The organism is Streptococcus sp. SG2, assembly GCF_030439925.1.
Lineage (GTDB): Bacteria > Bacillota > Bacilli > Lactobacillales > Streptococcaceae > Streptococcus > Streptococcus gordonii.
Map to the genome: position 1 here is coordinate 79,617 of NZ_JAQFJD010000004.1, position 24,542 is coordinate 104,158.

A 24,542-nucleotide genomic window follows, 5' to 3' on the forward strand; every position below is an offset into this window, starting at 1 on the left:
ACACAAATGGCTTTGTAGAGAGTAGAAGAAGAAAAAACCGATAAAATTTGTTAAAATAGAAAGGAAAACGACTAGATTGAGAGATAAAACTTATGAAGATTCGGATGAAAAACCAGATTCAATTAGATGGTCAGACAGAATTAATTGATCAAATTTACGATGCTGAATGGACTCAAAAAGGTAACCATCATTACTTACTATTTAAAAATGAGGAAGACGAGAAAGTAGTCCTTAAGTTTCATGATACAGAATTGACCATGACCCGCTTTTCTAATCCTAAAACTCTGATGCGGTTCATCAAAGATGACAGAGCCTTGGTTGGGGTGCCTACTCCTATGGGGATGCAGACCTTGATGACGGATACCCAACGATATCATCTGGATTTAGATAAGCAAATCATTTTTCTGGATTACCAGCTTAAAACACCTGATGGAGAACGATTATTTGCTGATTACCAGATGGAAATTTCTTGGTTGTAAAAAATGTGAAATTTTTTCAAAAAAGCTAGAAGATTTTCTTGCGAAAAAAGAGAAATTTTGATACAATGATAAACAACTCAAGGGAGTAGCTAACGGAATAACCGTTACATGGTCGTCAATACGAAAGCAATTTCCGGCCTTGTATGAAATAGCGAGACTTGTTTAATAAACAGGTCTCTTTTTCTATTTCAAAGAGACCCTATAAAAAGGAGGAGACAATTTGTCTAAAGAACAGAAACGTCAGGCTTTCTATACTCAGGATCAAGACTTAGTCTTGCAAGAGATGGAAACGTCTAAAGAGGGATTGACCAGCAGTGAGGCTGCAAAACGCTTATCTGAATATGGTCGCAATGAATTGGATGAGGGTGAAAAGAAATCTCTCCTCGTGAAATTTATCGAGCAGTTCAAGGATTTGATGATTATTATCTTGCTAGTAGCTGCTGTTCTTTCAGTTGTTACATCTGGTGGAGAAGATATTGCGGATGCCATTATTATCCTGGCCGTTGTTATTATCAACGCTGCCTTTGGTGTCTACCAAGAAGGTAAGGCTGAGGAAGCTATTGAAGCCCTCAAATCTATGTCTAGTCCAGCAGCGCGTGTTCTTCGTGATGGTCATGTAGCCGAAGTGGATTCAAAAGAACTGGTCCCTGGTGATATCGTCATTTTAGAAGCTGGAGATGTTGTTCCTGCGGATTTGCGTCTCTTTGAAGCCAACTCTCTTAAAATCGAGGAAGCTGCACTGACAGGTGAATCCGTTCCTGTTGAAAAAGACTTGTCTGTAGAACTTGCTGAAGATGCTGGTATCGGTGATCGTGTTAATATGGCCTTCCAAAACTCTAACGTCACTTATGGACGCGGGATTGGTGTGGTTGTAAACACTGGTATGTATACTGAAGTGGGTCATATCGCAGGTATGCTACAAAATGCCGATGAGACTGATACTCCACTCAAACAAAATCTAAATAACCTTTCTAAAGTTTTGACCTACGCTATCTTGGTGATTGCAGCAGTTACCTTTGTAGTTGGTGTCTTTATCCAAGGAAAAGATCCGCTCGGTGAGTTGATGACGTCTGTTGCGCTTGCCGTTGCAGCCATTCCTGAAGGGCTTCCTGCTATCGTAACCATAGTTCTGGCTCTAGGTACTCAAGTCTTGGCCAAACGAAACTCTATCGTTCGTAAGTTGCCAGCAGTAGAAACACTTGGTTCAACAGAAATTATTGCTTCTGATAAGACTGGTACTCTTACTATGAATAAGATGACGGTTGAAAAAGTCTTCTACGATGCAGTTCTACATGACTCAGCTGATGAGATTGAACTGGGCTTGGACATGCCTCTTCTTCGTTCAGTTGTTTTGGCCAATGATGCCAAGATTGATGCAGAAGGAAACCTGATCGGGGATCCAACTGAAACAGCCTTCATCCAGTATGCCTTGGACAAGGGTTACGATGTTAAAGGGTTCTTGGAGAAATATCCTCGTGTGGCTGAGTTGCCATTTGACTCAGACCGCAAGCTCATGTCAACTGTTCATCCACTTGCAGATGGTCGTTATCTTGTAGCGGTTAAGGGAGCTCCTGATCAACTCATGAAACGTTGTGTTGCTCGTGATAAGGCCGGAGATATTGCAGCAATTGATGATGCTACTTCGCATCTAATTAAATCAAATAACTCAGAAATGGCTCACCAAGCCTTGCGTGTCCTGGCTGGTGCCTACAAGATTATCGATAGCATTCCAGAAAACCTCACTTCTGAAGAACTTGAAAACAACTTGATCTTTACTGGTTTGATTGGTATGATTGACCCTGAGCGTCCAGAGGCAGCAGAAGCGGTTCGAGTGGCTAAGGAAGCTGGAATCCGTCCAATCATGATTACGGGTGACCACCAAGACACGGCAGAAGCCATTGCCAAACGTTTGGGAATCATTGATGAAAATGACTCTGAAGACCATGTCTTGACAGGTGCTGAGCTCAACGAACTTTCAGATGAAGAATTTGAAAAAGTAGTTGGTCAATACTCTGTCTATGCGCGTGTATCTCCAGAACACAAGGTTCGTATCGTCAAAGCTTGGCAAAATCAAGGTAAGGTCGTTGCCATGACAGGTGACGGTGTTAACGATGCTCCAGCTCTGAAAACAGCCGATATCGGTATCGGTATGGGAATCACTGGTACAGAGGTTTCTAAGGGTGCATCTGACATGATCCTTGCAGATGATAACTTTGCGACTATTATCGTTGCAGTTGAAGAAGGGCGCAAGGTCTTCTCAAACATTCAAAAGACCATTCAATACCTTCTTTCTGCTAATACAGCTGAAGTGCTGACAATTTTCTTGGCAACCCTCTTTGGATGGGATGTCCTGCAGCCAGTTCACTTATTGTGGATTAACTTGGTAACAGATACCTTCCCAGCTATTGCTCTTGGTGTTGAGCCAGCTGAACCTGGTGTCATGACTCATAAGCCGCGTGGACGTAAGTCTAGCTTCTTCTCTGGTGGCGTCATGAGCTCCATCATCTATCAAGGATTGTTGCAAGGTGCTCTGGTGTTGGCAGTTTATGGCTATGCTATTGCCAATCCTGTACATATTGGCGATGTAAAAGCAATCCATGCAGATGCGCTTACAATGGCCTTTGCAACTCTTGGATTGATTCAGCTCTTCCATGCTTATAATGTGAAATCTGTTTACCAGTCTATTTTGACAGTTGGTCCATTCAAATCTAAGACCTTCAACTGGTCAATCTTGGTATCCTTCATTTTACTAGCAGCAACGATTGTTATCGATCCATTAGAAAGCATCTTCCACGTAACCAAGCTTGACTTATCACAATGGGCAGTTGTCCTCTTGGGTAGCTTCTCTATGATTATCATTGTAGAAATTGTTAAGTTTGTTCAACGTAAAATGGGCTTAGATAAAAATGCGATTTAAAATTCGCTTTAATAATAAATATGATTGAGGGGGAATCGGAAAGGTTCCCTCTCTTTACATGGTCTTTTGTTGCAATATACTTTGATATAAAAGCACGGAATGAGAAAAAATTTTATAAGATTTGTCCATGATGTAAGCCAATGTCAAAAAAATTGCTAGATTTTAGGCAGGAAAAGAATGAAATGAAGATGGAAGAAGGTTTGATCCTTTATCTCTTAAAACGTAACAAAGCTATTTTTCTATGACAGTTGAAGAGAAAGAAGAACTGGAAATCAGGGAAAAATGCCTGCTCTATTTACTGGTTTTAATCCTAATATTTGTAATTTTCTTCTTTAGCAATATCATTGTCAGATTTTTAATATAAATTATATTGGCAGAAATGGTAGAATCGCTCGAAAGGGCGATTTCGATCTTCTTTAGATAATTGAAAAAAAGGTCTAAATCCGCTATAATAGATAGGTTGAAAGGATTGGGCTATTCCGATGTAAAATAGAAGAAAAATGAACATTCACCATTATCCTAAAATGAGAGAAAGAGAAGAAAATGAATTTACAAGAAGAAATTAAGAAACGCCGTACCTTTGCCATCATCTCCCACCCGGACGCAGGTAAGACAACCATCACTGAGCAGTTGCTCTATTTTGGGGGAGAGATTCGTGAGGCTGGTACTGTAAAAGGGAAGAAAACAGGGACTTTTGCCAAGTCTGACTGGATGGATATCGAGAAACAACGTGGGATTTCGGTCACTTCATCCGTGATGCAGTTTGACTACGATGGCAAGCGCGTCAACATCCTAGACACGCCAGGGCACGAGGACTTCTCAGAAGATACCTATCGTACCTTGATGGCGGTGGATGCTGCGGTCATGGTCGTGGACTCTGCCAAGGGTATCGAGTCCCAAACCAAGAAATTGTTCGAGGTTGTTAAACACCGTGGCATTCCAGTCTTTACCTTTATGAACAAGCTGGATCGTGATGGACGTGAGCCACTGGACCTCTTGCAAGAATTGGAAGAAGTCTTGGGCATTGCTAGCTACCCTATGAACTGGCCAATCGGGATGGGGAAAGCCTTTGAAGGCTTGTATGACCTTTATAACCAGCGCTTGGAACTTTATAAAGGTGATGATCGTTTTGCTAGTCTGGAAGATGGGGACAAACTTTTTGGTAGCAATCCATTTTATGAACAAGTTAAGGAAGATATTGAACTTCTAAATGAAGCAGGTAATGAGTTTTCTGAGGAAGCTATCCTTTCAGGTGAGCTGACACCAGTCTTCTTTGGGTCAGCCCTGACAAACTTTGGGGTGCAGACCTTCCTTGAGACTTTCCTTAAGTTTGCTCCAGAACCACATGGTCACAAGAAAACAGATGGAGAAATTGTGGATCCTTATGACAAGGATTTCTCAGGATTTGTCTTTAAAATCCAAGCCAACATGGACCCTCGTCACCGTGACCGTATCGCCTTTGTTCGGATCGTATCTGGTGAATTTGAGCGAGGTATGAGTGTCAATCTGCCTCGTACTGGGAAGAGCGCCAAACTATCGAATGTCACTCAGTTTATGGCGGAAAGTCGTGAAAATGTGACCAATGCTGTGGCTGGGGATATTATAGGGGTTTACGATACAGGTACTTATCAGGTTGGAGACACTCTGACTGTTGGGAAAAACAAGTTTGAATTTGAACCACTGCCAACCTTTACTCCTGAAATCTTTATGAAGGTTTCAGCCAAGAATGTTATGAAGCAAAAGTCCTTCCATAAGGGGATTGAGCAGCTGGTACAAGAGGGAGCCGTTCAGCTTTATACCAATTACCAGACGGGCGAGTACATGCTGGGTGCTGTTGGTCAACTCCAGTTTGAAGTCTTTAAGCACCGGATGGAAGGCGAGTACAATGCTGAGGTGGTCATGACACCAATGGGCAAAAAGACTGTTCGCTGGATTTCTCCAGATGACCTGGACGAGCGTATGTCTTCTAGTCGAAATATCCTAGCCAAAGACCGTTTCGACCAACCAGTCTTCCTCTTTGAAAACGACTTTGCCCTACGTTGGTTCGCGGACAAGTATCCGGATGTCAAGTTGGAAGAGAAGATGTAACGTACTAAGATTGCTTGGCTACATAGTAGTCTAAGCAATCTACGCCATGTCCTATGGGACCATGGCTAAGTACCTTACTAACTGCATTTGGCAAATAAAATCGATTTGCCAAACTCCGTGTCGTAACGCATTGTTTACCTGATTTAGGCTGATTCATTGACTGAATCTGAATCAAAAGTTGCTAATCAGTTGATGGCAATCGCTATGGTGATTGTCTAGCTATCTTACTAATTTTGGCGAGTAATTTGCCTCTATTTGTTTGATTTCATGTTGTAATTAATAGAAGGAATATAATTAATAAAGTCAACTATATTGTGGATAATGAGGAAAAAGAAATTATATGGAAAATGCCTTTTAATTCATTAAAAGACAAGATAGCCAAAGAGTATATGATTAAAGGAAATGCAGGAATGCAATTTTCTTACAATATAACAGAGCAGATAGGTGGACAGTTGAAGGCAGGGTTCACTTTACTTGATATATATGAAGATACGAATGGCTCTGGTAGGCTTTATGAACTGAATATTAAAACTTATATTGCAACTAAATCAGTTAAAAGATAGAAATGGGTAAATTAAAATTTAGGGTAAAGTTATGAGTCGAAAAAAAGCGATCTTCCTTTATTTATTAGGGACCCTAGGTCAAATATGGCTTATATCTATTATAGTTTTTGTATTGCGTCATTTGGGTATGGTTGTAGATTATAGGACGCCAATGGGAATGCTTGCTATTGGCATAGGTGGCCTTTCCACTGCTCTATGGGGAACTATTATTGCAGTTAGATACAAAAAGTACAGTACGAAGAAAATATTAAAGGATTTTTTCGCTATAAAGCAAAACAGGGGCAGTTATTTATTTGCTATTGTGTTCTTGTTTTTGGATTTTTGCTATGTTGCATTTGATGGGGAATTAGCGTTTAATACGTGGTATATTCCTATTATCTTATTTCTTAAAGCAATCCTTTTTGGTGGAATTGAAGAAGTAGGGTGGAGATATGTTTTTCAACCAATTATGATGGAACGCCATAGTTATATTAGTTCAACTATATTTACTTTTGTTCCATGGGGAATATGGCATTTTTCTTATTTCTACATTGAAGGCACATTGCCGCAGGTACAGGCATTGGGATTTTTGCTTGGATTGTTGACTAATTGCTTTATTTTATCCGCATTATTTATAAAGACAAACAGTTTGTGGATATGTGTGATGACACATTCGGTAATAAATGTTTTCTCACAATTAGCGGTAGGTGGTAATCAAAATATATCTTATGCTTGTAGAATAATTATTATAGTAATGGCAACTGTTCTTTCGATTAGAGAGCAAAATAAAAATGACTAGCACTAAATTCTACTGGGCTGTGACTAGCCGCTTCACTAATCAACTTTTTAGGGTAATTTTAATTCATAACAATTTATATCGTAATAGATAAGATAGGCAAACTAGCCACTTTATCAATCGTACTGAGCAAGGAAGTTGTTTTGACATAGCATATTTGAATGCAAGAACAGTTTAGGGAGTTAGGCACTTGTTCTTAAAAATCATTCTAGATGTTAAGAAAGGAGTTTCATGTTTCTGGAAAGAAAACTAAAAGGTCAGGATGTCTGGATTAATATTGATTCTGATGATGTTAAGCAGACTGCGCAGATCTATCAAGATTATGAAATTGACAAAGAAACCATTGAGTATGCTCTGGATAAAAATGAACGGGCTCACATGGACTATAATCGCGAGAATGGTACAGTTGTCTTTATCTACAATGTCCTTAATCTAGCGACAGATAAGGAACATTATGAGACGATTCCGATGACCTTTGTGGCTCAGGAGGGGAGGCTCATTACTATCAGTAATCAGGACAATGCCTATGTTGTTGATATGATGAAGGCCTATACTGAGCGTCATGAGCCAGTATCGGTCTATAAATTTCTCTTTGCGAGTCTAGAGTTGATCTCCAATTCTTACTATCCAGTCGTTGAGCGGATGGACAAGCGTAAGGATGAAATTAATACTCTTCTGCGCCAGACAACTACTAAAAAGCATTTGTTTGCCCTGTCAGACTTGGAAACCTCAATGGTCTATTTAGTTGCTGCGGCTAAGCAGAACCGCATGCTTCTAGAGCATATCAAAAGCCATGGTATTTACCGCCGTTTTGACGACTTAGAAACTGAACAGTTTGAGGATGCCATGATTGAGGCTCGTCAGCTCGTTTCGATGACTGATCTGATCGCTCAAGTTCTCAGTCAGCTCTCAGGCTCCTACAATAATATCCTGAACAACAATCTGAATGACAATTTGACTGTCCTGACTATTATTTCGGTCCTTCTGGCAGTACTTGCAGTTATCACTGGTTTCTTTGGTATGAATGTTCCTTTGCCATTGTCTAATGATAAAAATGCCTGGATTTATATTGTTATCATTAGTCTAGTCATTTGGGGACTTCTGACCAAGCTGCTAAAATGGTTGGCCAATAAGAAGTAAATTTCTGAAATCAAATTATTTTTCTATAACAAGCACCGAGATGGTGCTTGTTTTTTTCTTGATTGCTAAAGAAAATAATTGGTACAGTTTGTCTTTATTTTAAAAACTGTATTTTTATGTTAGAAAACATAACGTATTATTAAGAAATCTTATTGCATAAAATTACATAATAAAGTATAATATAAAACAATTTAAAATAAGTGAGGGGTAGAAATATGGCAGAATACCTAAGCGATTTAAATTACAAAGGCAATGTATACCGATATATAGATCTGAAGAAAGCCTCGGCTTTACTAGGAGGAGATATAAAAAAAATTCCTTATTCTATTCGCATATTATTCGAAAGTGTCCTTCGTAAAGAAGATGGGATTGATGTAACTAAAGATAACATTTATTCTTTGATGCATTATCAAGCTAAATCACCAAGCGGAGAAGTTCCTTTTAAGCCTAGCCGAGTTATTCTCCAGGATTTTACGGGTGTTCCTGTCGTGGTGGATTTGGCTAGTATGCGCGATGCTATTGTTGGCCAGGGAGGTCAGGCAGATCAGATTAATCCAGAAATTCCGGTTGATTTAGTCATTGACCACAGTGTTCAGGTGGACTTTTATGGCTGTGATACAGCTCTGGAAGCCAATATGAACCAGGAGTTTATCCGTAACAATGAGCGCTACGAATTTCTCAAGTGGGCCGAAAAATCGTTTGATAATTATCGAGCAGTTCCTCCTGCTACGGGGATTATCCATCAGGTCAATATCGAATTTCTCAGTGATGTCATTATTGAAAAGGATGGCCAACTCTATCCAGACAGTATGTTTGGGACGGATAGTCATACGACCATGATCAATGGTATTGGTGTTCTAGGCTGGGGTGTTGGTGGGATTGAGGCCGAGGCTGCCATGTTAGGTGAGGCTTCCTATTTCCCAGTTCCCGAGGTGATTGGTGTTCGTCTCTTGGGGAAGCTACCTAAGATAGCGACAGCGACGGATTTGGCTTTAAAGGTCACGCAAATCTTGCGGCAGGAAAATGTTGTTGGCAAATTTGTCGAGTTCTTTGGACCTGGTTTGTCTAATCTAAGCCTGGCTGACCGGGCAACAGTGGCTAATATGGCGCCGGAATACGGAGCTACCTGTGGTTATTTTCCGATAGATGAGGAAACGCTCAATTACATGCGTCTGACTAATCGGTCAGAAGATCATATTGAGCTGACCCGTCTCTATGCTCAAAAAAATCACCTTTTCTATGATGAAAAGGTTGAGCCAATTTATACCAAGGTAGTCGAAATTGATTTGTCCAGCATTGTGCCAAGTATCTCAGGACCCAAGCGGCCCCAAGATTTGATTGAATTAACAGCTGCTAAAGAGGAGTTTCAAGCTAGTCTAGTCAGAGAAGCGGGGGTCCGAGGCTTTGGATTAGATGAGAGCGAGCTGGAAAAGTCTGCAGTGGTTCAATTTTCTGACCATGAGGAGACGATTAAGACTGGTCATGTGGCTATCGCTGCCATTACTAGCTGTACCAATACATCCAATCCCTATGTCCTGATGGCGGCAGGGCTTTTAGCCAAGAACGCAGTAGAAAAAGGCTTACGCGTTTCAAAGACTGTCAAGACTTCATTAGCTCCGGGCAGCAAGGTGGTAACAGGCTATCTCAAGAAGAGTGGTCTTCAGACCTATCTGGATCAGCTTGGTTTCAATGTTGTCGGCTATGGTTGCACTACTTGTATTGGAAATTCAGGAAATCTCCGACCGGAAGTGGCTCAGGCGATTACGGATACTGACTTGCTGGCTAGTGCTGTTCTTTCAGGAAATCGGAATTTTGAAGGGCGGATCAATCCACTGGTCAAGGCCAATTTCCTAGCTAGTCCGCCCTTGGTGGTCGCCTATGCTCTGGCTGGAAATACCAATGTCGATCTGACCAGCGAGCCACTAGGTTATGATCAAAAAGGGCAGCCGGTTTATTTGATGGATTTGATGCCGGAGCACGACTTGGTTGCAGACTATGTTCAAAAATATGTGACGCGCCAGCTTTTTGAAAAAGAATATGCCCATGTGTTTGATGACAATGAAAAATGGAATCAGATTCCGACAGCCTCTTCTCAAAATTATCAGTGGAATCAGGCTTCGACCTATATTCAAAATCCACCTTACTTTGATGGTTTAGCTGATGATTTAGCCATTCAGCCACTGAAAAATCTTGCAGTGCTGGCAAAATTTGGGGATACGGTGACGACAGACCATATCTCCCCAGCAGGAAATATTGCCAGAAACAGCCCAGCAGCTTCCTATTTGATGGAGCATGGAGTGGATTACCAAGAGTTTAATTCCTATGGCAGCCGTCGGGGGAATCATGAGGTCATGATGCGGGGGACTTTTGCCAATATTCGGATTAAAAATGAATTGGCAGATGGAAAGATTGGTGGTTACACAGATTATAAAGGAGAGCTACTATCCATTTATGAGGCGGCCATGCGCTACAAGGAAGAGCAAATTGATACCATTGTCCTAGCTGGTAAAGACTATGGTATGGGGTCCAGTCGTGATTGGGCAGCTAAGGGAGCTAATCTTTTGGGTGTCAAGGTGGTGCTGGCAGAGAGTTTTGAGCGTATCCACCGGTCCAATCTGGTCATGATGGGGATTCTTCCTTTGCAGTATCTAGAGGGCGAAGATGCGGATAGCCTAGGCTTAACAGGCAAGGAGACTTTCGACATTAATCTGCCACAGAACCCGCAAGTTGGTCAGCTAGTTGACGTGGTAGCGCGGAAAGGTGCTGAAGAAATAGCTTTTCAAGCTCGGCTGCGCTTTGATGCAGAGGCGGATATCCGTTACTATGAAAACGGAGGAATTTTGCCCATGGTCGTTAGAAAGAAATTAGAGGAGGTATGAGCATGAGTCAGACGGACGGCTTGAAAGATACCATTGCCTGTGATACCAGGATTAGCCAGATTGTGGATGATTCCTTGTCTTATGCAGGCTACAATATCTCTGAATTGGTAGAGCACCATGCAAGTTTTGAAGAGGTGATTTATCTGCTGTGGCATTTGCATTTGCCGACTCAGATTGAGCTCAAGCATTTTGAAGAAGATCTGCGAACTAATTATGCCATTAGCGATGCGGTGGAGCAGTGCATCCTTATCCAGTCCCGTAAGCACCTTCATCCCATGAGCGTCTTGCGCTCAACGGTCAGTCTTTTGGGGGTTTATAATGTCCATGCTGAGGAAACTTCTCTAGAAGCGACCTATGAGCAGAGCATCCAGCTTATGGCAAAGATGCCGACTATTATTGCGGCTTTTGCCAGACTGAGGTCGGGTCAGACTCCAGTAGAGCCGCGGGAGGATTTGGGCTTTGCGGCTAATTTCCTCTATATGCTCAAGGGAGAAGAGGCTAGTGAGCTTGAAGTCAAAGCCTTTAACTGTGCCTTGGTGCTCCATGCCGATCATGAACTCAATGCTTCAACCTTTGCGGCTCGTGTCTGCGCCTCGACCTTGACCGATATTTATTCTTGCGTGACAGCAGCTGTTGGAGCGCTCAAGGGCTCCCTTCATGGCGGTGCTAATGAATGTGTCTTTGATATGCTGAAAGAGATCAGAGAGGAAGGGAATTGCCAGGCCTATCTAGACCGCAAACTGGCCTCTCATGAGAAGATTATGGGCTTTGGTCATCGAGTTTACAAGACTCAAGATCCGCGTGAAAAATACCTGCGTCAAATGGCTAAGGATTTGACACAGGGGACCAAGGATGAGGTTTGGTATCAGCTTTCAGTGGAAATTGAAGCCTATATGAAGCATACCAAGCATCTGATACCGAATGTCGATTTTTATTCGGCTACGGTTTACCATGTGTTGGGCATTGACAGCAGTATCTACACCCTGATTTTTGCCATGAGTCGGGTGGCTGGCTGGATTGCCCATATTCAGGAACAGCGCAAGAACAATAAGCTGATTCGGCCGCGTTCTAACTATATTGGTGCTCAAGGTTTGGAGTATCTTCCCATTGGAAGGAGATAAAATGGCAGATAAGATTTTGTTTGAGAAAGGGCGGTTGCAGGTACCGGATGCTCCGATTATTCCTTGCATCCAAGGTGATGGGATTGGGGTTGATATCTGGAAAAATGCCCAGTTGATTTTTGATAAGGCAGTGGGAAAGGCTTATGGCGGCCAGAGAAAGGTTATTTGGAAGGAAGTTTTGGCTGGGAAAAAAGCAGCAGACCTGACGGGTGACTGGCTGCCGGATGAAACGCTGGCAACGATTAAGGATTGTCTGGTGGCTGTTAAGGGACCGCTAGAAACCCCAATCGGAGAAGGGCTTCGTTCCTTGAATGTGGCCTTGAGACAGGAATTGGACCTTTACGCCTGCCTGCGGCCGGTTCGTTATTTCAAGGGAGTTCCCAGTCCGCTCAAGCACCCAGAGAAGACTGACATCACAATTTTTCGGGAAAATACAGAAGACATCTATGCAGGGATTGAGTGGGAGAGTGGAACGACTGCAGTCCAAAAAGTTATCGATTTCCTGCAGAAGGATATGCAGGTTGATAAGATTCGCTTCCCAGAAAGCTCTGCTATTGGGATCAAGCCTATCTCTAAGCAGGGCAGTGAGCGGCTGATACGGGCAGCTATAGACTATGCGCTAGCCAAAGGACTAAGGCGTGTCACTCTGGTTCACAAGGGCAATATCCAGAAATTTACAGAAGGTGGTTTTCGAAAATGGGGCTATGAACTGGCTCAAAGAGAGTATGCGGATGAGCTGGCTTCTGGAAAACTAATTATCCAGGATGTCATTGCAGATAATTTTCTGCAGCAGATTCTGCTCTATCCCGAGAAATTTGATGTTGTTGCCTTGACCAATTTAAATGGTGACTATGCCAGCGATGCCTTGGCTGCTCAGGTGGGCGGGATTGGTATTGCGCCAGGAGCCAATATTAATTACGAGACTGGTCATGCTATTTTTGAAGCAACTCATGGAACGGCGCCAGATATAGCGGGTCAAAACAAGGCTAATCCTTGTTCTCTTCTCTTATCGGGGGCCATGCTCTTTGATTACATTGGTTGGTCAGAGGTCTCTCAGCTCCTGACTAAGGCTATTGAGAAGGCTCTCTTTGAGCAAAAAGTGACAGGCGATTTTGCCAGTCAGCTGGAAGGAGTAGCACACTTGACCACTAGTCAATTTGCTGAGGAGCTGGTAGCTAATATAGAAAAGTGTCCATAATGAAAAAAATGATGAAGAATCTGCCTATCTAGACAGTTTCTTCATCATTTTTTTGTCTTTTTCGATATTCCAGTCCCCAGCCGATGATCCAGCAAAAGACTAGCAGATAATTTTCAATCCAGCCCAGTAGATTCGCTTGATTCGCCTTTGCCAGATAGCCTAGCAGATGGTTGGTACCAAAGCCCAGCCCGCCCAGAATCAGTGCTAGCAAGGTCATACGCAGATAGAACCAATCATACTTTATGTTGGCGGCAATGGCTAAAGGCAGAATAGCCAGATTCCAGAAACCAATTTCCCGCTGCCAGTAGGGAGCTAGACCATAGATGGACTCATTGCCCAAGAGCTGGGGCTGGAATATCTGGATCATAGCCGCGCCCAGCATAGCTAAGATAAGTAAAATGAAAATCACTCGTAAAAATTTGTTCATACCTGTCTCCTTTCTTCTTTGTAGATTATAATGCTTTTGAAAATGATTTTCAAGTTTTCATTTTTTACAAAAGAAATCTCTAATAAAATATTTTACAGTCAAGTCCTATCTTTTTAACCTTATTTATGGTATACTAGATAGGTTGCAAAACTTACAGTTTTTCTATTCAGTGGGAACTAGCGACCGAGTCGGCGCTTTTTTAGTGCCTAGACTTGAGAGACCATATTTATGAAGAGAAGAGCGAATACTCTCAGAAAATCGAGATTTATCAAGCGAAAGCACTTGTCATGTTTCGATAGATGAGTATCAAAAGCCTTATAAGGTGGCTTCGCACCGCCTTTAGAAAGAAGAAGAACATTGAAATTTAATGAATTACATTTATCTGCTGAATTATTAGCAGAGATTGAAAAAGCTGGCTTTGTAGAAGCGAGTCCTATCCAAGAGCAGACAATTCCACTTGCTATGGCAGGTAAGGATGTCATTGGTCAGGCCCAGACTGGGACAGGAAAGACAGCAGCCTTTGGCTTCCCAACTCTGGAGAAGATTGATACAGATAATCCTGCTGTGCAAGCGTTGGTTATCGCTCCAACCCGTGAATTAGCAGTGCAGAGTCAGGAAGAACTTTTCCGTTTTGGCCGCAGCAAGGGTGTCAAGGTGCGTTCTGTCTACGGTGGCTCCAGCATTGAAAAGCAAATCAAGGCCCTCAAATCTGGTGCTCATATCGTCGTAGGAACACCTGGTCGTCTCTTGGACTTGATCAAACGCAAGGCGCTTAAGCTAGATCAGATTGAAACCTTAATCTTGGACGAAGCGGATGAAATGCTTAACATGGGCTTTTTGGAAGATATTGAGTCTATCATTTCCCGTGTGCCAGAAGAACGTCAGACCTTGCTCTTTTCAGCGACTATGCCGGATGCTATCAAGCGTATCGGTGTCAAGTTCATGAAGGAGCCTGAGCATGTCAAGATTGCTGCTAAAGAGTTGACGACGGAGCTAGTAGACCAGTATTATATCCGTGTCAAAGAAAATGAAAAATTTGATACCATGACTCGCCTGATGGATGTGGAGCAGCCAGAGCTGTCTATCGTCTTTGGCCGGACCAAGCGCCGGGTGGATGAGCTGACTCGTGGCCTGAAAATCCGCGGTTACCGAGCAGAAGGGATTCATGGTGATTTGGACCAAGGCAAGCGCCTCCGCGTTCTGCGTGACTTTAAAAACGGCAATCTGGATGTCTTGGTGGCGACAGATGTGGCCGCGCGTGGATTGGACATTTCTGGTGTGACCCACGTCTACAACTACGATATTCCGCAGGATCCAGAAAGCTATGTTCACCGGATTGGTCGGACTGGTCGTGCTGGTAAGTCAGGTCAGTCTATCACTTTCGTAGCGCCAAATGAAATGGGCTATTTGCAGATTATCGAAAATCTGACCAAGAAGCGCATGAAAGGCCTTAAGCCTGCGACTGCAGAGGAAGCTTTCCAAGCTAAGAAAAAAGTTGCTCTTAAGAAGATTGAACGTGATTTTGCGGATGAAAGCATCCGTTCTAACTTTGAGAAATTTAGCAAAGATGCTCGTAAACTGGCAGCAGAATTCAGTCCAGAAGAGTTGGCTATGTATATCCTCAGCTTGACGGTGCAGGATCCAGATACCCTTCCTGAAGTAGAAATTGCCCGTGAAAAACCATTGCCATTTAAACCGTCTGGCGGTGGCTTTGGCGGAAAAGGCAAGGGAAGTCGTGGCGGAAATGGCAACCGTCGCAACAATGACAATCGCCGTGACCGAGGTGGCCGTCGCGACCAATTTAAGAAAGGTCGTAAAGAAGAGCGTTTTGACAAAGAAAATCGCTACCGCAAGGATCACAAGAAGCCACGCAATACTTCTAGCGAAAAGAAAACCGGCTTTGTTATTCGTAATAAGGGTGATAAATAAACAATTTGAAAGACTGCTAGCAAGAACTAGTGGTCTTTTCTTATGAAAATTTATTCGAATTTTGTATTGGCTTTTTGTTTTTTGTGGGAAATGAGTCTACATTCTATGACAATTCACAACAATTTTTAACAAAAATGATTTAAATTCATATTTTTATGTGTATTTTTTTAAAATAGTGTAGTATAATAAGCGTAGAAGGCCTACTCATATTAAGATAGGCATTACATTGAATACGGATTAACCAATAATGTTAAAGATTAGGCGCTGCCATCTCATTTTAACAATAAACAAAAGGAGCAGGTAAATGAAGGAAGGTAGACATAGAATTATTCTGCAGGAGCTTGACCGAGCGGGTCTGGTATCTGTTAGGAAATTAAAGGATCTTTTGGATGTAACGGATATGACCATTCGTCGTGATTTAATTGATCTTGAGAAGCAAGGTTTTTTAGTTCGAGTTCATGGAGGGGCACATAAAAAAGTTAGAGATGGCTTAGTGGAAGTTCCTCATACTGAAAAAATCATGATCAACACGGAAGAAAAAGAAGCGATTGCTAAAAAATGTGCAGATCTCATTTCTTCAGGAGATACAATTTTTATCGGTTCAGGTACTACAACAGCTTTGATTGGAGATTTCCTTGATGATAAGACTGTTAATATTGTTACCAATTCCTTGCCAATCTTTGAAAAGTTAAAGGATAATCCTCACTATGATATCCTTTTGATTGGTGGTCGTTATCGGGTTAAAACGCAAACTTTTGTAGGACAATTTGCCGTTAATTTACTCAAAGAAATCAAGGTTTCTAAGGCTTTTATTGGGGCTAATGGAATTGATGGTCACAATATTACAACAGCTAATGAAGAAGAGGGAAATGCGGATGCTATTATCCTTAACAATGCGATTGAAAAATATATTGTCGCTGATAATAGTAAATTTGATAGTTATTCTTTCTACACTTTTTATCGCTTAGATGACGTGAATGCTATTGTAACGGATGACAATATTTCGCAGAGAATGAAAGATAAGTATCAATCTTATACAAAAGTTTTATAAAAAACAAAAATGCCAAACTAGTGTTGGGCATTTTTTTGTGCTTCAATATAAGCCAATTTTTCTTGGCGAGTTTTCTGTTTGAAGAGAGCTTCTGCTGACATGGCAGAAGATTTGTCAGGGAATTCTTCCTGATAAAGCAGTTTAACAGGCAGTCTAGCACGAGTATACTTTGCACCTTTTCCTGCATTGTGGACATCCAAACGCTTTTGCACGTCCGTGCTATAACCGGTGTAGAGAGTACCATCAGTGCACTCTAAGACATACATATAGGCTTTAGTTTCCATGGTAGATATCATATATTTCTGGAGTATAGCTACCGTCTTCCTCATGCAGAATGAGAGGTGGTAGTATCTTTAAGCCGTCCCTTGAGCCATCTTTAATAGCCTCAATCAAAAGCATATTGGCTCCTTTACCCATCTTGGGATAGACAAATTGGATTCTTTTTGGTGCCAGGTTATGAGCTTTCATAGTATCCAAAATATCTAAGAAGCGGTCGGGTCTATGAACCATAGCAAGGCGACCGTTCGATTTGAGGACACGCTGGGCGACAGTACAGATTTCTTCAAGATTGGTTGAAATCTCATGTCGGGCTAGGAGATAGTGCTCGCTTTCATTGAGATTGGAATGTTTGTCAACCTTGAAATAGGGAGGATTACAAAAGATCATATCAACCTTACTACAAGGAATGTAGTGAGGAAGGTTTTTCAAATCGTCATGAATGACTTGCATTTGCTGGTCAAGCTGGTTAAGTTGGATGGAGCGCTGCGCCATATCTGCCAGACGTTCCTGGATCTCAACTGCAATAATCTTAGCCTGAGTGTGGGCACTGGCAAATAAGCCGACAGCGCCATTGCCAGCACAGAGGTCTACAATCAAGCCATTCTTGGGTAATTTTGGAAAGCGAGAGAGCAGAACACTATCAACAGAATAGCTGAAGACCTCTCGGTTTTGAATGATTTTAACGTCAGTAGAAAAGAGCTGATCCAGCCGTTCTCCTTCTTTTAATACTGCTTTTTCCATAGTGTTATTATAGCACGAGTCAAAGGACGAATTCAATCTTGAATAGAAAAAAGTTCTAACTAGAAAAATGTTAGAACTTTAATGAATATTTAGTAACTCTATCTTTAATTGCTGAATTGGGCATTATCGGATTTTTCATTTTTTTCTTGGAGATAATTGACCAAGATAAAAATAAGGCTGAAAACAAAAGCTAGGATAAGGAAGATAGGGGTAGTTTGACTGGTCAAGGTTCCAATTTCGATAAAGGAACGAAGGAGGTAGGCTGTTCCGAAAAATCCTCCAATAGACCAGATGATGAGAAGAATTCTCCAAAGATTGAGTGGAATGCAGGCACGAGCAACAGAAAGAAAACCAATGGTTCCTAGTAAGTAGTAAGAGACTGTAGACATATCAAGAGAACTCCAGCCATTATAAGCACCGAAAATTCGGACAAATAGTACACTGAAGACAACCATGAGTCCGCTTGGCAGGGCTTTGAAAATTGCTTTTTTAAGGAACTTAGGCTCTACCGGACGGATATTGCGCTCGAATGTCAGCACAAATGGAGGGAAACCTTCAACAAATTGGTCAAAGAGAGTGATTTGCACTGGAATGAAAGGAAAGACAAGAAGCCATTCTTTATTTCCTAACAAGACACTGGCGATACAAATCATGGTCAAGATAAAGGAGTAGATGGTCTTCACCAAGAAAATAGGAGCGATACGGGCAATGTTATTTACCACGCGCCGACCTTCAAAAAGAATCTCAGGGACATCATTAAAATCTGAGTTGAGAAGAACGAGATTAGCAATCTGCCGTGTCGCAGGATCTCCTTCAGCCATAACAATTGAGCAGTCTGCTTCGCGCAGGGCTAGAATGTCGTTTACCCCGTCACCAGTCATGGCTGTTGTATGGCCTGCTTTTTTCAGGGTTTGAATAATGAGTTTTTTCTGGTGAGGAGACACACGGCCAAAGATAGCCGTTTCTTCAGCTGTAGCAATCAAGTCAGTATCTGAGACAGTCGAACAGTCAAGATAGCTTTGATAATTCTCAAAGCCTGCCTTAGCGGCAATATTTGAAACAGTAATTGGATTATCACCAGAGATGATTTTCAGATTAACGTCTTGGGATCGCAAGTATTCGAGTGTATCAGCAGCCCCTTGCCGGATAGGATCTGTAATTTCTAAGACAGCCAGAACTTCAATCTGTTGGGGAAGCGTCATGTGCTGGTGGTTAAGCTTATCAGTACTAGAAGCCAGAGCTAGAACACGAGAACCACGTTCTTGGGCTTCTTGAACTGGTTTTAGGTTTTGCTGATGAAGCAAGATTTCTGGTGCCCCTAGGAAGATAGTCCCAAAGGGTTCCATTTCCATAGCTCCCCATTTTCGATCACTGGAGAAGGGGATGGTATTGGAAGTTTGATATTTTGTTTGGGCTGAAGGAAATCTTTTACGAATGGCCTGAGCAGTAGGATTTTTATCATCGCTGTTGGTCATATAGCTAGCTAAAATGTCTGAAATTGTTTCTGCTGAAATAGATTCTGACAAGGGATAAACTTGCTCAACCTTCATCTTACCTTCAGTAATAGTTCCTGTTTTATCCAAGCATAAAGTATCCACATGAGCCAGGGTTTCAACTGAGTACATTTCTTGGACCAGGACCTTGCGCATCCCCAGCTTAATAACAGCTGTTAAGAGCGAAGTGATAGTCAACAGGGCAATTCCTTTTGGTAGCATACCCAACAGGGCTGTTGATGAATTGATAACAGAGTCTTTGACAGGAAGCTGTTTGATGAGTAAGGCTTCAAAAAAGAGAGCTAATCCGCAGGGGATGATGATTTTTCCGGTAAAAGCAGCGATTTTATTCAAAGAATCCAAGATGCGAGAGTTGAGTGGCTTAAGGGTCTTGGCTTCTAACATTAGTTTTGCAGCGTAGTTATTAGCCCCTACTTGAGATACTTGGGCTAAGACTTGCCCGCTAGCTAAGAAACTACCCGACAGCAATTGATCGCCAACTTCTTTAAGCACAAGATCACTTTCACCAGTAAGCATGGCTTCATTGGCTTCTGCAAAGCCATCTAGTACAATAGCATCACTGGGAACCTGTTCTCCAGCTGACAACTGAATCACGTCCTCTAAAACGATTTCTTCAGGATTTATTTTTTCTTGCTGGCCATTTCGAATAACGCTAATCTTTTCTCTAGTCATAAGATTCAGCTTGTCGATCATTCTTTTAGCCCGAAGCTCAGTCATAATACCGGTTAAGGCATTGAATGATATGACTGCAAAAAATACCATATTACTCCAGGCTTGAACAAAAGCCAGCGCAAGAGCAATAACAAAGTTTAGAGCGTTAAATAGTGTAAAGACATTGCGTTTAATAATATCCCAAGTGCTGGAGCTGGTCTTAGCCGTAAAATCGTTGGTTAGGCCTTGTTGGATTTTTTCAGACACCTGGTCAGATGTTAAACCAGTAACGTTTTTCATATTTTCCATGTCGCTATCATATCATTTTTTAGGGAAAATTTCTAATGGAATCTGCCTCCAAGCAAAAATGAAAAACATTGCAGTTGATAGAAGGTTGAGGTATAATGGAAAAGTGAATGCATAGAAAGGTTTATGATTATGTTTTATACCTATTTAAGAGGATTAGTAATGTTTATTCTATGGGCTTTAAATGGAAATGCCCATTATCATAATTTGAATAAAATTCCTTCTAAGGATGAGAATTATATTTTAGTCGCACCACACAGGACCTGGTGGGATCCTGTTTATATGGCTTTTGCTACCAAGCCTAAGCAATTTATCTTTATGGCTAAAAAAGAGTTATTTAAAAATCGTATTTTCGGCTGGTGGATTCGGATGTGTGGTGCCTTCCCTATTGATCGTGAAAATCCGGGACCTTCAGCTATCAAATACCCCGTCAATATGTTGAAAAAGAGCAATCGTTCCTTGATCATGTTTCCAAGTGGTAGTCGCCATTCAACAGATGTAAAGGGTGGCGTAGCTGTTATTGCCAAAATGTCCAAGGTTCGGATTATGCCAGCCATTTACGCTGGTCCTATGTCTCTTAAGGGATTAGCTTCTGGTCAACGGGTGGATATGAATTTTGGTAATCCAATTGATATTTCTGATATTAAGCGGATGGATGACGCAGGGATTGAAGAAGTGGCAAGACGGATTCAAGCTGAATTTGATCGGCTTGATGCTGAAGTAGTACCTTATCAAAAAGCTAAAGCGCCAAACATCTTATGGCGCGTATTGCGCTTGTTGGCCTTTGTTCCAGCAGCCATCATTGGTCTTTTAACCATTCTTTTTAGCTTCCTAGCTAGCTTCGTCTGGGATCCGGATAAACATACAAAGTAGGTTTAGTTATCATTTTCTTTTAGGAGAAAGGAGCAGCTATGTCACTAGCCTTGTTGTCTTTTATCGTCCTATCGCTTTTTATGATTCATGAGTTCGATGAAATTATACTTGTCAAACCTTGGATCAAGCAGAATCAAGATTACCCTGCTTATCAGAAGGAAATGTTCATCGCAGGAAAGTCAAGTTATCCTTCTGCTGAAAGCTTAGCCTTGATGATTGCTGAGGAATTTATTTTAGCTTTCCTCCTGCTCTTAGTAGCAATTCTCTGCCGATTTTCTGAGTTGGCCTTAGCAATTACTATCTGTCATACCTTGCATTTATTGGGCCACATTAGTCAGGTTATAAAATTTCGCTCTTTGGTTCCAGGTGGACTGACTGCAGTTCTAACCTTTCCAATCTTGTTAGTGATTTTAGCAGTCTATTTATCTCAGAATTCAGTTTCTTGGGTTTTACTGATTCTGCTTAGCATTCTTGTCATGCTAGCTCTCCTAAGTAATCTCCTCTTTCTACATAAACAGGCTCCAAAGATTCATGCCTGGATTTATAGAATCAGTAAAAGGAATTAATAAGTATCTTAAAATGATCAAAAGTCAAGTTTACTTGGCTTTTTTTCTTCTTTTACGAATAAATAGGTGATACTTAATTTTGTTAAAGGAGAAATGATGATAGAAGATTTGATAGAAAAAGCAAAGCAATATAAAATTGCTTTAGGTCTAGGCTTATTAGGAGCGATTGTAGCGGGCTTTATTTTACTACAAGGAAGAGATCAAGGAGTGACAGATGTCCAGCAATTGACAGAGCAAACTTCTTCCTCTAGCTCATATAAGGATGAAAAAAGTAACAAGAGCAATGAAATCAGTCAAGCCGAGACAGAAGATCAGTTGGTTACAGTTGATGTCAAGGGGGCGGTAAAAAAGCCTGGTGTCTATCAGTTGCAGTCTAATAGTCGTGTTCATGATGCTTTAGAAAAGGCAGGTGGTTTAACTGACGAAGCTGACTTAAAATCCGTCAATCAGGCTCAGAAACTGAGCGACGAGGCGGTAGTATATGTAGCCAAGGTCGGAGAAAATGCTGTAGATGTTACGACGAGTGCCCCTGCAAGTGCAACATCAGGAACGGGCCAGGCGAAATCCGCGCTGGTCAATCTAAATACAGCAACAGAAGCAGACTTTCAAACTATTTCAGGCATCGGACAAAAACGAGCTCAGGATATTATTGCTTACCGAGAAGCCAATGGTAGATTTAAGTCTGTAGATGATCTGAAAAATGTATCAGGTATTGGGGCCAAAACTCTGGAAAAATTAAAAGAATATGTCACAGTGGATTAAAAAACTTCCCCTTTCACCAATCTATTTGTGCTTTCTTTTGGTTTGGCTTTACTTCGCTATTTATAGTGGGGAAAAGCTCGCTTATCTTGGAGTTTTTCTGCTTATAGCTCGCCTAATCTGGCATTATCCAAGAAAGAAATGGTTGCCAACTGTAGCGATCCTAATTGCTTTTTCTATTTTTTTTTATGTTAGACGTGAGTTGGCGGAGCGAACCTTTCAGTCTCAACCAGCTCCAGCAAGACAAGTCTTAGTTTTACCAGATACAATTAAAGTAAATGGAGATTCCCTGTCATTCCGTGGTAGAATAGGTGGCAGACTCTATCAGCTCTACTACAAATTAGCAAGTCCAAGAGAGAAAAAAACTTTTCAAAAACTAACTGACTTGGTCACTTTAGAGATAGAAGCAGAGTTTAATCTAGCAGAAGAACGGCGCAATTTCTCTGGCTTTGACTATCAGGCTTATTTAAAAAGTCAGGGAATCTATCGGACGGTTAAGATCAGTAGGATTATGTCCAGTCACTCTAGTCAATCTATCAATCCATTTGATTGGCTGTCTGTTTGGCGTAGGAAGGCCTTGGTTTTCATTAAGTCTACTTTTCCAAGCCCGATGAGTCACTACATGACAGGACTCTTGTTTGGTGATTTGGATATTGAATTTGCAGAGATGAATGACTTGTACTCAAGTTTAGGAATTATCCATCTTTTTGCTTTATCAGGAATGCAGGTTGGCTTTTTTATGGATGCCTTTCGGAAAATTCTTCTGCGCATAGGCTTAAGGATGGAAACGGTAGATTGGTTGCAATTCCCTTTGTCCTTTGTTTATGCTGGTTTGACCGGATTTTCTGTGTCAGTAGTGAGAAGTTTAGTGCAAAAGTTGTTGTCTCAATTTGGAGTGAGGCGCTTGGATAATTTTGCGATGACCATGCTGGTCCTAATGCTTCTTATGCCAAGCTTTCTCCTGACAACAGGCGGAGTCCTATCTTGCGCTTATGCCTTTATCATCACGATGTTGGACTTTAAAGATTCTAGTGTTTTTCGCAAAGCAGTGCTAGAGAGTTTAAGCATCTCGTTAGGTATTTTACCAATTCTTATCTATTATTTTGCAGAATTCCAGCCTTGGTCTATCCTCTTAACCTTCCTTTTTTCAATCGTTTTTGATGTATTTATGTTGCCTCTCTTGAGTCTAATTTTTGTCCTTTCGCCTTTGTTTGCCATCACTCAAGTTAACATCTTTTTCCAATGGCTGGAAATAGTTATACGTTGGGTAGCTGGTCTGTCAACAAGGCCAATAGTTTTAGGTCAGCCCAATCTGACTTTGCTTATTCTTCTTCTACTAGCTTTAGCCTTACTCTATGATTTTAGAAAACAAAAAAAGATTAAGGCTGGTCTGAGTCTGTTAGCAATCTTGCTATTTCTCCTAAGTAAATATCCCTTGCAAAATGAAATCACAGTGGTTGATATTGGACAAGGGGATAGTATTTTTCTGAGAGATGTCAGAGGTAGGACTATCGTAATTGATACAGGAGGACGGGTGGAGATTGGAAAAAAAGAGGCTTGGCAAGAGCGCGTGAGAAAAAGTAATGCGGAAACGACCTTAATCCCTTACCTGAAAAGCCGAGGAGTGGACCACTTGGATCAATTAGTCCTGACTCACACAGATACAGACCATATGGGAGATATGTTGGAGTTGGCCAAGCATTTTTCTATCCGAGAAATTTATGTTTCCAAAGGAAGTATGACTCAGTCTGATTTTGTAGGCAAGTTAAAGAAGATGAAAGCTAAAGTTCATGTAGTCGAAGTAGGAGATCGGCTTCCTATTTTTGATTCGGCCCTGGAAGTGCTCTACCCGCTTGCTCAAGGAGATGGTGGTAATGATGACTCTATTGTCTTGTATGGTGAATTTTTCCGGACCAAGTTTCTTTTCACAGGAGATTTAGAAGCTCCAGGTGAAGGTCAGATGGTGACAGCCTATCCAGATTTAAGAGTAGATGTGCTCAAAGCTGGGCATCATGGATCCAAAGGGTCTTCTAGTCCAGAATTTTTAGAGCATATTAAGCCTAAGTTGGCCTTGATTTCAGCTGGTAAAAACAATCGCTACCAGCATCCGCATCAGGAAACTTTAGAAAGATTTGAAAAAATTCAGACCAAGATTTTACGAACAGATGAGCAGGGAGCTATTCGATTTAAAGGATGGAATTCTTGGAAGATAGAAACAGTTCGCTAGCCACTTAGGAATGAGATTGGACAGGCATTATCTTAAGCTCTGTGGTATAATATAGAGAA

At 41.5% G+C, this 24,542-nt stretch carries 19 protein-coding genes; 15 read left to right on the forward strand and 4 right to left on the reverse strand.

Going from position 1 to position 24,542, the window contains the following annotated elements:
• The first annotated feature begins 92 nt into the window (after nucleotides 1-92).
• The 9 genes from PCY09_RS08665 to icd all read left to right on the forward strand — a co-directional run bounded on the left by PCY09_RS08665 (nucleotide 93) and on the right by icd (nucleotide 13,160).
• Entirely contained in the window at nucleotides 93-479 is a 387-nt protein-coding gene (locus PCY09_RS08665; RefSeq protein ID WP_061595991.1) for a DUF1934 domain-containing protein, read from the forward strand.
• Nucleotides 480-699: 220 nt separating this feature from the next.
• Nucleotides 700-3,396, forward strand: coding sequence for a cation-translocating P-type ATPase (locus PCY09_RS08670; protein ID WP_125397257.1), 2,697 nt, complete (start codon nucleotides 700-702; stop codon nucleotides 3,394-3,396).
• 543 nt (nucleotides 3,397-3,939) lie between these two features.
• Nucleotides 3,940-5,484, forward strand: a complete 1,545-nt coding sequence (locus tag PCY09_RS08675; protein ID WP_125397256.1) for a peptide chain release factor 3 — start codon at nucleotides 3,940-3,942, stop codon at nucleotides 5,482-5,484.
• Between the two features lie 314 nt (nucleotides 5,485-5,798).
• Nucleotides 5,799-6,047 (forward strand): methyltransferase, encoded by a 249-nt coding sequence (locus PCY09_RS08680; RefSeq protein ID WP_125397255.1) that lies wholly within the window; start codon nucleotides 5,799-5,801, stop codon nucleotides 6,045-6,047.
• 31 nt (nucleotides 6,048-6,078) lie between these two features.
• Nucleotides 6,079-6,825: a CPBP family intramembrane glutamic endopeptidase gene (locus tag PCY09_RS08685; RefSeq protein ID WP_008809541.1), complete on the forward strand. Its 747-nt coding sequence runs from the start codon at nucleotides 6,079-6,081 to the stop codon at nucleotides 6,823-6,825.
• A 228-nt stretch (nucleotides 6,826-7,053) separates the two neighbouring features.
• Entirely contained in the window at nucleotides 7,054-7,962 is a 909-nt protein-coding gene (locus tag PCY09_RS08690) for a magnesium transporter CorA family protein (RefSeq protein WP_008809540.1), read from the forward strand.
• 215 nt (nucleotides 7,963-8,177) lie between these two features.
• Nucleotides 8,178-10,841, forward strand: a complete 2,664-nt coding sequence (acnA, locus tag PCY09_RS08695) for an aconitate hydratase AcnA (protein ID WP_125397254.1) — start codon at nucleotides 8,178-8,180, stop codon at nucleotides 10,839-10,841.
• Nucleotides 10,842-10,843: 2 nt separating this feature from the next.
• Nucleotides 10,844-11,962, forward strand: coding sequence for a citrate synthase (locus PCY09_RS08700; RefSeq protein WP_060554128.1), 1,119 nt, complete (start codon nucleotides 10,844-10,846; stop codon nucleotides 11,960-11,962).
• Entirely contained in the window at nucleotides 11,949-13,160 is a 1,212-nt protein-coding gene (gene icd, locus PCY09_RS08705; RefSeq protein WP_185760628.1) for an NADP-dependent isocitrate dehydrogenase, read from the forward strand. Before PCY09_RS08700 ends, icd begins: the two co-directional genes overlap by 14 nt.
• 28 nt (nucleotides 13,161-13,188) lie before the next feature.
• Here icd and PCY09_RS08710 read toward each other — a convergent pair whose 3' ends face one another.
• A complete protein-coding gene (locus tag PCY09_RS08710) occupies nucleotides 13,189-13,587 on the reverse strand; it encodes a hypothetical protein (RefSeq protein ID WP_048777522.1) in 399 nt (132 codons plus the stop codon).
• A gap of 357 nt (nucleotides 13,588-13,944) precedes the next feature.
• Here PCY09_RS08710 and PCY09_RS08715 point away from each other — a divergent pair, with 357 nt between their 5' ends.
• Entirely contained in the window at nucleotides 13,945-15,516 is a 1,572-nt protein-coding gene (locus tag PCY09_RS08715) for a DEAD/DEAH box helicase (RefSeq protein ID WP_096755040.1), read from the forward strand.
• A gap of 304 nt (nucleotides 15,517-15,820) precedes the next feature.
• Nucleotides 15,821-16,567, forward strand: a complete 747-nt coding sequence (locus tag PCY09_RS08720) for a DeoR/GlpR family DNA-binding transcription regulator (RefSeq protein ID WP_008809534.1) — start codon at nucleotides 15,821-15,823, stop codon at nucleotides 16,565-16,567.
• Nucleotides 16,568-16,584: 17 nt separating this feature from the next.
• Here the strand turns inward: PCY09_RS08720 and PCY09_RS08725 are convergent, their stop codons facing one another.
• The 3 genes from PCY09_RS08725 to PCY09_RS08735 all read right to left on the reverse strand — a co-directional run bounded on the left by PCY09_RS08725 (nucleotide 16,585) and on the right by PCY09_RS08735 (nucleotide 20,061).
• Entirely contained in the window at nucleotides 16,585-16,851 is a 267-nt protein-coding gene (locus tag PCY09_RS08725) for a GIY-YIG nuclease family protein (RefSeq protein WP_096755424.1), read from the reverse strand.
• Complete coding sequence (locus PCY09_RS08730; protein WP_125397252.1) at nucleotides 16,841-17,587, reverse strand: tRNA1(Val) (adenine(37)-N6)-methyltransferase; 747 nt, start codon at nucleotides 17,585-17,587, stop codon at nucleotides 16,841-16,843. Before PCY09_RS08730 ends, PCY09_RS08725 begins: the two co-directional genes overlap by 11 nt.
• Nucleotides 17,588-17,691: 104 nt before the next feature.
• Nucleotides 17,692-20,061, reverse strand: a complete 2,370-nt coding sequence (locus PCY09_RS08735) for a cation-translocating P-type ATPase (protein WP_301556709.1) — start codon at nucleotides 20,059-20,061, stop codon at nucleotides 17,692-17,694.
• Nucleotides 20,062-20,190: 129 nt separating this feature from the next.
• Here PCY09_RS08735 and PCY09_RS08740 point away from each other — a divergent pair, with 129 nt between their 5' ends.
• The 4 genes from PCY09_RS08740 (at nucleotide 20,191) to PCY09_RS08755 (ending at nucleotide 24,483) form a co-directional block, all read left to right on the forward strand.
• Entirely contained in the window at nucleotides 20,191-20,931 is a 741-nt protein-coding gene (locus PCY09_RS08740; protein WP_125397284.1) for a 1-acyl-sn-glycerol-3-phosphate acyltransferase, read from the forward strand.
• Nucleotides 20,932-20,969: 38 nt separating this feature from the next.
• Nucleotides 20,970-21,497 (forward strand): HXXEE domain-containing protein, encoded by a 528-nt coding sequence (locus PCY09_RS08745; RefSeq protein ID WP_125397250.1) that lies wholly within the window; start codon nucleotides 20,970-20,972, stop codon nucleotides 21,495-21,497.
• A 96-nt stretch (nucleotides 21,498-21,593) separates the two neighbouring features.
• Nucleotides 21,594-22,259 carry a helix-hairpin-helix domain-containing protein gene (locus PCY09_RS08750; RefSeq protein ID WP_125397283.1) on the forward strand — a complete coding sequence of 222 codons (666 nt, stop codon included), beginning with the start codon at nucleotides 21,594-21,596 and terminating at the stop codon, nucleotides 22,257-22,259.
• Nucleotides 22,243-24,483: a DNA internalization-related competence protein ComEC/Rec2 gene (locus PCY09_RS08755; protein ID WP_227250358.1), complete on the forward strand. Its 2,241-nt coding sequence runs from the start codon at nucleotides 22,243-22,245 to the stop codon at nucleotides 24,481-24,483. The genes PCY09_RS08750 and PCY09_RS08755 overlap by 17 nt, the downstream gene beginning before the upstream one ends.
• The last annotated feature ends 59 nt before the right edge of the window (nucleotides 24,484-24,542 follow it).